11 protein-coding genes are annotated in these 11688 nt (G+C 69.2%); 3 read left to right on the top strand and 8 right to left on the bottom strand.

Going from position 1 to position 11688, the window contains the following annotated elements:
• The coding region (locus GVY39_RS24195) for a CocE/NonD family hydrolase (RefSeq protein ID WP_159928395.1) at positions 1–838 on the top strand (838 nt) is incomplete at its 5' end.
• Positions 839–875: 37 nt separating this feature from the next.
• Here the strand turns inward: GVY39_RS24195 and GVY39_RS24190 are convergent.
• A complete protein-coding gene (locus GVY39_RS24190) occupies positions 876–1796 on the bottom strand; it encodes an LLM class F420-dependent oxidoreductase (protein WP_159928393.1) in 921 nt (306 codons plus the stop codon).
• Positions 1797–2030: 234 nt separating this feature from the next.
• Between GVY39_RS24190 and GVY39_RS24185 the strand changes: the two genes are divergently transcribed.
• On the top strand, positions 2031–2513 hold the full coding sequence (locus tag GVY39_RS24185; protein WP_159928420.1) for a gluconokinase: 483 nt from the start codon (positions 2031–2033) through the stop codon (positions 2511–2513).
• Here the strand turns inward: GVY39_RS24185 and GVY39_RS24180 are convergent.
• From GVY39_RS24180 to GVY39_RS24150, 7 genes are all read right to left on the bottom strand, one after another.
• On the bottom strand, positions 2510–3424 hold the full coding sequence (locus GVY39_RS24180; RefSeq protein ID WP_159928391.1) for a DUF5995 family protein: 915 nt from the start codon (positions 3422–3424) through the stop codon (positions 2510–2512). The two genes, GVY39_RS24185 and GVY39_RS24180, sit on opposite strands and share 4 nt — an antisense overlap.
• 148 nt (positions 3425–3572) lie before the next feature.
• On the bottom strand, positions 3573–4367 hold the full coding sequence (locus GVY39_RS24175; RefSeq protein WP_159928389.1) for a M50 family metallopeptidase: 795 nt from the start codon (positions 4365–4367) through the stop codon (positions 3573–3575).
• 80 nt (positions 4368–4447) lie between these two features.
• Entirely contained in the window at positions 4448–6124 is a 1677-nt protein-coding gene (locus GVY39_RS24170; RefSeq protein ID WP_159928387.1) for a serine/threonine-protein kinase, read from the bottom strand.
• A gap of 87 nt (positions 6125–6211) precedes the next feature.
• Positions 6212–7102, bottom strand: coding sequence for a bile acid:sodium symporter family protein (locus tag GVY39_RS24165; protein ID WP_159928385.1), 891 nt, complete (start codon positions 7100–7102; stop codon positions 6212–6214).
• An 89-nt stretch (positions 7103–7191) separates the two neighbouring features.
• Positions 7192–8244 carry a Gfo/Idh/MocA family oxidoreductase gene (locus tag GVY39_RS24160; protein WP_159928383.1) on the bottom strand — a complete coding sequence of 351 codons (1053 nt, stop codon included), beginning with the start codon at positions 8242–8244 and terminating at the stop codon, positions 7192–7194.
• 284 nt (positions 8245–8528) lie between these two features.
• Positions 8529–9203, bottom strand: a complete 675-nt coding sequence (locus GVY39_RS24155; RefSeq protein WP_159928381.1) for a response regulator — start codon at positions 9201–9203, stop codon at positions 8529–8531.
• Entirely contained in the window at positions 9185–10873 is a 1689-nt protein-coding gene (locus tag GVY39_RS24150; protein WP_159928379.1) for a sensor histidine kinase, read from the bottom strand. Before GVY39_RS24150 ends, GVY39_RS24155 begins: the two co-directional genes overlap by 19 nt.
• Positions 10874–11118: 245 nt before the next feature.
• Here GVY39_RS24150 and GVY39_RS24145 point away from each other — a divergent pair, with 245 nt between their 5' ends.
• Positions 11119–11496: a hypothetical protein gene (locus tag GVY39_RS24145; RefSeq protein ID WP_159928377.1), complete on the top strand. Its 378-nt coding sequence runs from the start codon at positions 11119–11121 to the stop codon at positions 11494–11496.
• Positions 11497–11688: the final 192 nt, after the last annotated feature.

The following is an 11688-nucleotide window of genomic DNA, read 5'->3' as shown; positions in this document are numbered from 1 at the left end:
GAGCGTCCAGCACGGTGGGGCAGCCATTCCTTCGCAGCCACAACAACAGCAACCAACCATCAGCTACACCCCACCGCCCTGGGCATCCAGGGCACCAACCCCAGACACCCACAAACTTAGGGACTTCAACCATCGCCGCGTGTACCTGTCGGCCGCGCCGAGCGGCACCGCCGGAAAAGCCGTGCACGACGGATCGTTGACGATGAGCGTTCCGGACGAACGGCGGACCTTGACGGTGGCGCCGGGCCTGGCCGCGGCGTGTTCCCGCGACACCGCGCAGGGCTCGGCCGGGATGGCCGCGGTGCTGGACGTGTGCGCGAAGGACTCGCGCATCGCCGAGCGCAACGCGCTGACCTTCACCAGCGTGCCGATGACCGAGCCCACGGTCATCTCGGGCCCGGTGAACGTGCATCTCAACACCGTGCACGACGCCGCCGACGGCTACTGGAGCGTCACGGTGAACGACGTCGCACCCGACGGCTCGTCGAAGGTGCTGACCACCGGGCAGCTCACCGCCTCACTGCGCGCCATCGACGAACAGAAGAGCGGCCGCACGCCGACCGGCGACCTGACCGACCCGTTCAACCCGATCACCCTCGACAGTGTGCAGCCGGTCGTGCCCGGTGAGCCGGTGGCGTTGGACATCGCGGTCATCCCGACTCAAGCGGTGCTGCAGCCCGGACATCGGCTGCGGATCGACGTCTTCGCGGCCAACTCGCCGAAGGCGCTGGCCTTCCGGCCGATGCTCAACAACACCGAACTGAAGCCTCAGCACCTCAGGTTGGATCCGTCGGCGCCGAGCTTCGTCATCGTGCCGACCAACCGCCCGCTGGGCTGAGCCGCGTGGGCTGCTCCGAAGAGCGACCCACACGAACTCACAGTTGCGAGCCCACCTCCGCGGAAATCAACTCGAGATGCCCGAGATCGCTCAGATCCAGCACCTGAAGGTAGATGCGGCTGGTGCCGATCTCGGCGTACCGGCCGATCTTGTCCACCACCTCGGCGGGAGAGCCCGCCAAACCGTTGGTCTTCAGCTCGTCCACCTCGCGTCCGATCGTCGCGGCCCGGCGCGCCACCTCGGCGTCGTTCGCACCGACGCAGACCACCAGCGCGTTGGAGTAGACCAGATCGTCGGCCGCGCGGCCGCGCGCTTCGGCCGCGGCGCGCACCCGGTCGAACTGCCGCGCGCTGTCCTCGATCGAGGAGAACGGCATGTTGAACTCGGTGGCGTACTGCGCTGCCAGCCGGGGGGTGCGGGTGGCGCCCTGCCCGCCGATCACCACCGGCACCGGATCCTGCACCGGCTTGGGCAGGGCGGGGGAGTCGATGAGCTGGTAGTACTTGCCGTCGTAGCTGAAGGTGTCGCCGAGTTTCGTCGCCCAGAGCCCGGTGATGACGGCCAGCTGTTCTTCCAGCCGGGCGAATTTGTCGGCGGGGAAGGGGATGCCGTAGGCGGCGTGCTCCTCGGCGAACCAGCCGCTGCCGAGGCCCAGCTCGACCCGGCCGCCGGACATCTGATCCACCTGCGCGACCTGGATCGCCAGCGGGCCGGGCAGCCGGAAGGTGGCGGCGGTGACCAGGGTGCCCAAGCGGATCCGCTGGGTCTCCCTGGCCAGACCGGCGAGGGTGATCCAGGCGTCGGTGGGGCCGGGCAGCCCGTCGGCGCCGCCCATGCTCAGGTAGTGGTCGGAGCGGAAGAACGCGTCGAAGCCCAAGTCCTCGGTGGCCTTGGCAACGGTGAGCAGTGTGTCATAGCTCGCGCCCTGCTGCGGCTCGGTGAAGATGCGTAGTTCCATGTCTCCCGACCCTAGTCTGTCGGCCGATCGGCGACTCGCGCCGATGGTCGCGCTTTGTCCGGCCGATCGCGTAGTTGCGGTCCTCGAAATCCAGAGGCGCTCGGTGCGATCGTCACTGCACGGGCCGACGAAGTGACCAGCCGTGGGATTGTGGCCGATGACAAGTTCGCGAGCACGAGATGCGCCACCGTAGGGAAGAAGGTTCGAGTGCGCGATGTACCGGTGATCGTCGTGATGGGGGTGTCGGGTTCGGGAAAGACGACGGTCGGCACCCGGTTGGCCGACGCGCTTCGCGTCGAGTACGCCGAAGGCGACGACTTCCACCCGCCCGCGAACGTCGCGAAGATGGCGGCAGGCACGCCGCTGGGCGACGCCGACCGCGAACCCTGGCTCGACGCCCTGGCCGCCTGGATGGCCGAGCGACGCGGCCGGGGAGCTGTCGTCACCTGCTCCGCCCTGAAACGGGCATACCGCGACCGGCTACGCGCGAGTGCCCCCGATACGTTCTTTCTCCACCTGCACGTCCCTCGGGGTGAACTCGAGCGCCGCATGGCCGAGCGGCGCGGGCATTTCATGCCGTCGAGCCTGCTCGATTCGCAGCTGGCCGCCCTCGAGCCACTGGATCCCGACGAGGACGGCGGCGCCGTCGACGCGACACGACCTCCCGCGGATGTGGTCCGGGAAGCCGTGGCAGCACTGCGGAGATATGCCGGTTAGAGACCGCCGAGACCGGACAGAGCTTCGAAGCCCAGATCGAGCCCGCGCCACAGTGCGTCGATCTCGGCGGTGACGACCGGCGCCGAGGCGGGATCCCGCATGGCCAACCCGTTGCCGAAGATGACGACATTGGCGCCGGCGTCGGCCAGACGGAGCAGGGGACCGGTGGCGACGCCGGGACCGAGCAACGCGTCCAGGCCCTCGCCGAAGAAGTAGAAGCGCCACAGCGGCCCGAGGTCACCGCCGTAGACCGCCTTGGTCGTCTCCACGATCAGCGCGCCCTGCTGGGCGATCGCGTCGACGATCCGGAAATAGTCGCGCGCGTTGGCGACGGTGCTGCCGACAGCGGCGACGGAATAGGACAGGTCGACGGTCAGATGCGCGTTGTAACCGGCCATCGCGACGCGCGCGGGGGACAGCTCGCAGCGGCGGGTCAGGCCGAAATAGTGCGCCCAGTGCGGTTCGGCGGGGGCGCCGGTGAATTCGGCGTGCACATTCCGCAGGAAGCGCGACAGCAGCTCGAGGCTGATCCGATGCGCCCATTCCGGGTCGTCGAACGACGCGGAGTCGCGCTGGAGCGGCAGGACGGCGGCGTGTTCCACCGCGTCGAGCCCGAGGGCGAACGCACCGCGCGGGTCGCGGCGGCCGACCAGGATCTCGGTGATCCGCCGGTGCTGGTCGATGGCCTGCTCCAGCTGCCGCAGTGACGAACCCGTCAGCGTCTCGGTGTCGGACAGTTGCGCGATCGTGGCGGTTTCGGCTGGGGTCAACGGGACGCCGCAGCCGGCGGAGAACGGTGCGGCGGAGGCGGTCGGCCCGACGAGGAAGATCGAGGCGAGTAGCGCCGTGACGACCGGCATCACCGCCGAAAGCAGGTGCCGCGCAGGCGTGCGCGCGAGGAGGGTTGCCATGCAGGCTCCGGGGGGTCGTGAATCGCGTTCTGCGCCGGGCAGCCGCCGTGGGTGCGCTCGGCGATGTGCCGCCGCGAGTAACGCGTCGGCACGGGGCAGGATCGGAGCCTAATCGACCTCAGCGCACCGCGCAGTGTGGCCGCGGCGGTCAGCGCGCGGCGAAGCAGGAGCTGGCGGGCGCGCCCGGCAGGCAGATCTCGGCGATCGCGGAGACGAGCAGCCACGCACCGACCAGCAGTGAGCCCACGGCGATCGTGCCGAACACGAGAACCCACAGTAGGCCGGGCAGCCGGGTGAGCCGGGCGAGCTGATCGGCGTCGGAATCGACGTCCTGATAACGGGAACGCTGCTGCCGCGATCGGCCCCTTTGCAGTTCGATCACCGGACGTGCCCCGGCGAACAGCAGGAACCAGGCGCCCAGGTACGCGAAACCCGCTTGCAGGGTGTCGGTTCCGAACCAGGAGACGACGAAGACCACCGCCGCGAGCCCGAGCACGGTGATGCCGCCGTAGATGTTCCTGATCTTGATCAGGACCGCGGCGAGCAGGACGATGGCGGTCCAGAGCATCAGGGTGATCCGGCTCGCGCCCAGCAGAGCGGCGAACCCCAGACCGAGCAGCGGCGGCGCCGGATAACCCGCCATCGTGGTGAGGATCATCCCGAGGCCGTAGGGTTTTCCACTCGACACCGTGAGCCCCGAAGTGTCCGAATGCAACCGGATGCTGTTGAGCTTGCGGCCGGTGAGCAGCGCGACCAGCGCGTGCCCGCCTTCGTGCGCGATGGTGACGATATTGCGGGTGAACCGCCAGATGGGGGTGTAACCCACCAGCACGAGCGCCGCCACCGCGGCCGCCACCACCAGCCACCACGGCGGTTGCGCCTGAGTGGTCGTCAGACGTTCGGCGATGGAAGCACCGCGCTCGACAAATTCCGCTCTCTCCACCGCCGCACCTTAACCGCCCGACCACGCCCGCGCTCGGGGCATGCGTTCACCGGCGGCGTCGAACCATGACCGTCCGGGCCTCACTTCTTGCGCAGCACCCCTTCGATATTGCCGAGGATGCCGGTGAAACTGTAGGAAAGCGAACCGTCCGGCCGCAACGTGACCGTCGACCGAGAGCCGTTGTCCTGGCAGTCGGCCGCGCCGCCGGAGAGCCGTGCGACGAATGTCAGCTCTGTCTCGCCCGCGCCGGTCAGTGTCTCGGCACGTGAACATCGTTGGCCGCTCAATTTGCCGGTGTTCGACGACTGCGCGATCTCCTGGCCCACTTCACCGTCTCGAATGGTCAGCTCGATGTCGAACGACGCGAGGAAGTCGCGCGCGACGCCTGTCCACTCCCCGACGAAAGCCTGCGGAACACTCGTGCCGGCAGGACTGTCGCCGGTCGTATCCGCGTCACCGGTCGGCGTCGCGGTGGCTGTGGCGACATCGCGGTTGGGACGCGTGGTCTGCACGGTCGAATCGGTCGGATCCTGCTTCCGCAGCTGGGCGCCTACGACGAAGGCGGCGACGGCGACCGCGACGCAGACTACGAGCGCGCCGGCGATCAGCAGAGCGCTCCTCGTGTGGCGCGGAGGGGGCGCAGTGGTGGTGACCGGACCGGATCGAGGCGCGCTCTGGTGCGCGGGGTGGTGGGGTGGTTGTGTGAACGTAGGAGGTGCCTGGGACAGGCCGAAACGACCGGTCTGCATAGGTACCGATGGTCCGAGGTCGCCTGGTGCGTACTGGGGGTTGTCAAGGGGGCGGCGGACCATGGTGTCGGCGGTGCGCGCCGGGTTCGAGGCGGCAGGTGCCGGAAACTGCCGGTCGAATGGGCCGGAGTCCAGGTTCAGTAGCTCGACCGCGCGGCGGCCGACCTCCTCGAGCACCGGCGCGGGCAGCCAGCCGCCGCGGTCGGGTATGCCGAGCGCGGTGAGGCGGGCGAGTAGTTGGTCGGGAGCCGGGCGGGCCGCGGCGTCCTTGGTCAGGCAGGCCGCCACCAGCGGGCGCAGCCGTTCGGGCACGTCGTCGAGCTGGGGGTCCTCGTAGACCACCCGCCACAGCATCTGCACCGTCTCGCCGACGCCGAACGGTCCGTGACCGGTCGCCGCGAATACGAGGACGCCGCCCAAGGCGAAGACGTCCGCGGCCGGGCCGACCGGATCGCCGGTCACCTGCTCGGGACACATGAATCCCGGTGAGCCGATCACCTTTCCGGTGGTGGTGAGCTTGCTGTCGTCGACAGCGCGGGCGATGCCGAAATCGATCACCTTGGGACCGTCGAGGGCCAGCAGGACATTCGACGGCTTGAGGTCGCGATGCACCACACCGGCCCCATGGACCGCCGTCAAGGCCTCGATCAGCCCGTGCGCCAGCACGAGCAGCGAGTTCTCGGTGAACGGCCCGAACCGGTCGACCGCGTCGGCCAGCGAGAACCCCGCCACGTAGCCGGTGGCCAGCCACGGCGGATCGGCGTCCACGTCGGCGTCGAGCACTGGCGCGGTGAACCTTCCGCCGACCCGTCGCGCCGAGGCGACCTCGCGCCGGAAGCGCTCGCGGAATTCGGCGTCGATCATGTCCGGACGGATGACCTTGACCGCGACGGTGCGGCCACCCGCGTTCCGTCCCAGGTAGACCCGCCCCATGCCACCCGCGCCGAGCACGCCGAGCAGACGGTAGTCCCCGATCCGCGTCGGATCGTTCGTGCCGAGCGGTTGCATGGCGCAGCTTGTTCCCTTCGAATGGCGTCGATCCTCCGAGAGGCTACCGATCGGGCACGTCGGTGTCCGGGCAGCCCGCTGCCGCCGCTAACCCGCCATGCTCGGCGCGGCCGCAGGCTGCTCCCGCCGGGCGCGCCTGGCCAGCAGATATGCCGCGCCCGCCGCGGGAATGTTCATCAGGACTCCGTACACCGCGCCCGGGACGGCCATGGTGTCGTTGTGCAACACCGAAGCGGCGACGGCGATCGCGAGCGCCGCGTTGTGCACGCCGATCTCCATGGCCGAGGCGATCGCCTGTTCGGTTTCCACCCGCCACAGCCGGGGGACGAAGTAGCCGACGGCCAGACTGATCACGGCGAAGGTCAGGCAGATCGCCGCCAGCTTCCCGACGTGCTCCGACAGCACGTCCAGATTCGTCCCCACTCCGGCCGCGATCACCAGCACGAGGACCACGACGGACAGGATCTTGACCGCGCCGCGCATCCGCCGCGACCACCCGGGGAACCGCCGGTGCACCAGCATGCCGATCGCGACCGGCACGAGCACGATGGCGAAGACCTGGGCGAATTTGTCCGGGCGCAGTCCGACCGATCCTTCGCCTTCGAGGAACAACGCGTAGGACAGCGCGACCACCACCGGCATGGTGAACACCGCGAGCACCGAATTGATCGCGGTGAGCGTGATGTTCAGCGCCACGTTGCCTCCGGCGATGTGACTGAACAGGTTGGCCGACGCGCCGCCCGGCGACGCGGCCAGCAGCATCATGCCCGCGGCCAGTGCGCCTTCGAGCCCGAACAGCTGGATCAGGCCGAGGCACACTGCGGGCAGCACCACCATCTGGCAGGCCAGCGCGATCACCGCCGCTTTGGGGTAGCGCAGCACGCGCGCGAAATCGTCGATCGTCAAGGTCAATCCGAGCCCGAACATCACCAGGGCCAAGGCAGGCGGCAGGAACACCGCGAAAACCGATGAACCCATTCGGATCTCCTCTCCGCCGAAGGGCCGGTTCCGCCCGGCCGATCCGGGGATCGACGTTATCGACTCACGGCGGAGGTGGCCAGCCCCGATCAGGCGGTGACGGTCACACCCCTGGCCGCCGACTCGCGTGCTTTCGCCAGCAGGCCCACGGTGATGACGGCGTCGCGCGGATCGACCGGAACCGGTGCGCCGTCGAGTAGCGCGGCAGCCATCGCGGAGTAGAACGCCGGGTAATCGCCGGGCGCGGTTGGTGTGGGCGCGAAGCCGGATTCAGCGCCCAGGACGCCCCAGCGGTCGGGGTCTACCGTCCCCCACGGCGATCCGTCGTCCGGGCGGCGACCGGACCGCAGCGCCTCCTCCTGCGGGTCCAGGCCGTAGGTGACATAACCGGCCGCCGACCCGAGTACCCGGAAACGCGGACCGAGATGGGGGGCGACGGCGCTCATCCACAAGTGGGAGCGGACGCCGCCGGTGTGGGTGAGCGCGACGAACGCGTCGTCGTCGGTGGTGATCCCCTCGCGCCGCCGGTCCAGCTCGCAATAGACCGAGCGCACCGGCCCGAACAGCGTCAACGCCTGATCCACCAGGTGGCTGCCGAGGTCGAGCAGGATGCCCGCGCCCTCTTCGTCGGTGCCGATCTCCCGCCAGCCGCCTTTCGGCACCGGACGCCAGCGTTCGAACCGTGACTCGAAACGGCGCACCACGCCCAGCTTTCCGGTGCGCACGAGTTCGCGCACGGTACGGAAGTCGCTGTCCCAGCGCCGGTTCTGGAAGACCGACAGAGCGACCCCGGCCCGCTCCGCTCGCGCGACGAGGTCTTCGGCGTCGGCCACCGACACCGCGAACGGTTTGTCCACCACCACCGGCAACCCGGCGTCGAGCGCCCGCCCGGCCAGCGGCGCGTGCGTGTGGTTGGGCGTCGCGATCACGACCAGATCGATCCCGGTCGGCGCGGCGAACAACTCCTCGGCCCGCGCGACCACACGCACACCCGGGTGCTCGCGACGCGCCTGCTCGGCGCGTTCCGCCGACGACGTGACGACCGCCGCCACCCGCATCCGAGGCTCGGCGGCGATCAGCGGAGCGTGGAACACCGACCCAGCCAAGCCATAGCCCACAATGGCGACGTCGAGGATGCTCATACCGCGACGCTACCGTCGCACCGCCTCGTGTCGGGGCTCGGGAGCACGGACGCGAATCTTCCGGGTGATGGACGAGTGCGGCTCGCCGACGAACCACTACATCGCGGACATTTCCGGCGGAACTCGCCGCCCGCTGCCGTGACGGCCCGATCCTCGGACTCGTCATCCTCGCGTGCTGGTATCGACTGCTCGGCTGCGTGCCCGACGCCGCGCGTGCGCCGCACGAGCCGACGGCACAGCCATTCCCATCCGCACCGCGTCAACGACCGCGGCGGGCCGTTCGTTCAGTGCGGGGTCGCCGCCGAGTACTCCTGCTCGGGCCGTCCGGTGCTGCCGTACCGTAGGCGCATGCGCACGGCGCCGCTCGAGACGAGGGCGGCGAGGTAGCGTTGGGCGGTGGCGCGGGAGACGCCGATGGCCGTGGCCACCTCACCGGCGGACAGTGGTGCGCCCGCCTCGTGAATGGATCGCAGGACAAGGTCTTTCGTGGGGGAAGGCGCCGCCGTGGCCGGTGCCGTCGTGGTGGCGGTGGGGCGCAGTGCGTGCAGCGCGGCCGACACCCGGGTGTTGTCGATCTGTGGTGCGGCGAGGATGCGCCGGTAGCGGGCGTACGCGGCCAGCCGCGCGGCCAATTCGGTGTGCGGGAACGGCTTGATCAGGTAGGCCAGCGCGCCCGCCGTGATCGCCGCTCGCACGGCGTCGCTCTCCGTTGACGCGGTGAGAATCATGGCGTCGCAGCGGATCTCGCGGACGAAGTCGATGCCGGAACCATCGGGAAGGTAGATGTCGACCAGCGCCAGGTCGACCGGCTGCGCCGCGATGAGCGTCCGCGCGGCGGCGAGGGTGTTGGCGGTGCCCGCCACGGTGAACCCCGCGATGGATTCGACTATTCCGGCGTGCAGATTCGCCACCCGGAAGTCGTCGTCGACGACGAGGGCGGTCAGAGCTGTTGTGGCCACGGCACCTCCCTGCCGACGAGCACGCCCGGCATGCGCGCGATGAATTCGGCGCCGGTGAGCGGCGGCCTGCCGCCACCCGGGCTGGACAGCCGCACGTCACCGCCGTGGGCGCGCGCGATCTGGCGGATGAGGGCCAGGCCGACCCCGCGTCCGCCGGGAGCGCCGTGGTCCTCCCGGGTGGAGATCCCCTCGGTGAACAGCGTGTCGACCAGTCCGGGCGCGACTCCGTCTCCGCTGTCGGCGACCGTGATGTGCAATGTCGAATCCTCCTGTACCAGCTCGACTTCCACCTGACGAACGGGACGGTCGGTGGCGCGGACGGCCTCCATCGCGTTGTCGAGCAGATTGCCCAGCACCGTCGTCACGTCCACCGGATCGATGAGATCGCCCTCGACCCACGTGTTGGCTCCGAGCACGAGCTCCACGCCGTTCTCCCTGGCGTGCGCGGCCTTGGCGGCCAGGAATGCCTGGAGGTAGGCGTCATGGATGGCGTCGATGCCGGGTGTCGCGGCGCCGAGCGGGCCCGCGCCGACCAGTTCGTCGATCGATCGCGAGGCCTCCTCGACCCGCCCGCTGTGCAGCAGGCCGCTGATCAGATGCATCTTGTTGGAGAACTCGTGGCGCTGCGCGCGCAGCACCGTGCTCATCGACTGCACGGCGTCCAACTGCCTGGTCAGCGATTCCACGTCGGTGCGGTCGCGTACGGTGAGCACCGCGCCGAGGTCGCGTCCTTCCCGGCTGACCCGGCGCGCCGAGACGACGACGGCGTGCGAACCGACCGTCGCCGGGGAGGGCTGCTCGTCCATCCGGCGAAATGTCTCCAGCACCCGGCGCGTCAACCCGATCTCCGCCACCGGCCGCCCGATATCCGGCGCGATACCGAGCAGCCTGCGTGCCTCGTCGTTGACGAAGGTCGTCCGCCACGACGCGTCGACGGCGAGCACGCCGCCGCCGATGCCGTGCAACACGGCGGCTTGGCCGCGAACCAGTTCGGCCAGTTCGTCCGGCTCCAGTCCGAGCGTCAGGCCCCGCCATCGCCGGGCGAGCAGGATCGAGCCCGCGATGCCGACCAGCAGCGCAGCGCCGACCAGCGCGCCCGCGGTGCGCAGATCATCGAGCAGCTGATCGCGCACCGCGTCGGTGGAGATGCCGACGCTCACCGCGCCGACCACCTGCTCGGAATCAGGGGCTCGAACCGGGACTTTCGCGCGCACCGAGTCGCCGAGCGTGCCGCGTTCCTCGGTGATCGACTCCCGGCCCGCGAGCGCCGCGGACGGGTCGGTGCTGACGTGTTCGGCGAGCCGGCCGGGATCCGGATGCGCTAGTCGGATGCCCGCGTCGTCGACGATCACCACGAACAATGCCCGGTTGCTCAGAGTGGCGTCGACTGCCAGCCGCTCCAGTGGGCCCGTGGCGAGCTCCTGATATGTAGCGGAATCATCGCTGATGGTGCCCGGCGCATACCGGGCCACCTCGCGGCGCACCACCGGGTCGGCGGCGACCGTCCGCGCGACGGCCAGCGCGCGCTGCCCATAGGTGTCGCGCAGCCGCTGATCGCTGAGGTAGCCGAATACCGCGAACGCGACGCCCAGCGTCAGCGTGACGACGACGATCTGCGACAGCAGAACTTGTGTCCGCAACCGCACGGCCCTCGCGCCCTCACTGGCCATAGCCGCAGCATAGACCACTCGCACACGCATGAGCAGAACGCGCAAAACCTGCGAATTTCGCGTTTGTGTCTGTTGCGCGCACAAGCTCCACGTTGTGACGCAGAACACGTACGGTTCGCTTATCTCGATCTCGAGAAGTGAGCAATGGCGCAATCACTCATCGAGCCGGAAGCGCAACGAAGCACTTCTCCAGGGCCGAAAACAATACTCGCTCTTGATCATCCACCATCGATCCGAGACGCACCATGAGCACTATCAACAAGGGGAACAGCAATACGGGGGATGTCGAGTGGTCCACTGGCCCGAGGGTCCGGCCGCTGGTGTACGGATACCTTCGCTTGGACTTGCTGGAGGATTCGGAAATCTCCCGGTGCCAGGCCCAGCTGGAGGCATTCGCCAGGGAGCACGACTATGAGTTCGGGGCGGTGTTCCACGAGCCGTCACCGCAGACCTGCTCGGTTCCGCACGCGTTCGCCGAGCTCGTGCACGCGTGTCGCCGCTCGGGAGCTCCTGTGGTCGTAACGCTCGCGGGCCACCTGTCCGGGATGGCGATGCCGCGCATCTGCCTACTGGATTTCCTCGCGGCCCGCGGCAATGCGCACCTCATGGAATTGCCGGCATGACACGTCGAGGTGTATGTCGTTCCCTGTTCATCCCCCACGGCGGCGGTTCCGCGATCGACGATGGCCGGCGCGACCCGGATGGGATGTCTCCTGGAGCAGGAATTCGACGACGATGAAAGAAGTGGAGAGATACGGATACCGTGTGCACTACCGCGATGCCGATGGGCAGGCGTATCAGTCCGAGTGCATCCG

The organism is Nocardia sp. CY15, assembly GCF_009829295.1.
GTDB classification, from domain to species: Bacteria; Actinomycetota; Actinomycetes; order Mycobacteriales; family Mycobacteriaceae; genus Nocardia; species Nocardia sputi.
This window is presented reverse-complemented; position numbering and strand designations above follow the sequence as displayed.

Excerpts from the sequence above, each read along its gene's own strand:
- GVY39_RS24190 (WP_159928393.1), bottom strand. The coding sequence starts at position 1,796 with ATGGAACTACGCATCTTCACCGAGCCGCAGCAGGGCGCGAGCTATGAC.
- GVY39_RS24185 (WP_159928420.1), top strand. The coding sequence starts at position 2,031 with ATGGGGGTGTCGGGTTCGGGAAAGACGACGGTCGGCACCCGGTTGGCC.
- GVY39_RS24180 (WP_159928391.1), bottom strand. The coding sequence starts at position 3,424 with ATGGCAACCCTCCTCGCGCGCACGCCTGCGCGGCACCTGCTTTCGGCG.
- GVY39_RS24170 (WP_159928387.1), bottom strand. The coding sequence starts at position 6,124 with ATGCAACCGCTCGGCACGAACGATCCGACGCGGATCGGGGACTACCGT.
- GVY39_RS24165 (WP_159928385.1), bottom strand. The coding sequence starts at position 7,102 with ATGGGTTCATCGGTTTTCGCGGTGTTCCTGCCGCCTGCCTTGGCCCTG.
- GVY39_RS24160 (WP_159928383.1), bottom strand. The coding sequence starts at position 8,244 with ATGAGCATCCTCGACGTCGCCATTGTGGGCTATGGCTTGGCTGGGTCG.
- GVY39_RS24150 (WP_159928379.1), bottom strand. The coding sequence starts at position 10,873 with ATGGCCAGTGAGGGCGCGAGGGCCGTGCGGTTGCGGACACAAGTTCTG.
- GVY39_RS24145 (WP_159928377.1), top strand. The coding sequence starts at position 11,119 with ATGAGCACTATCAACAAGGGGAACAGCAATACGGGGGATGTCGAGTGG.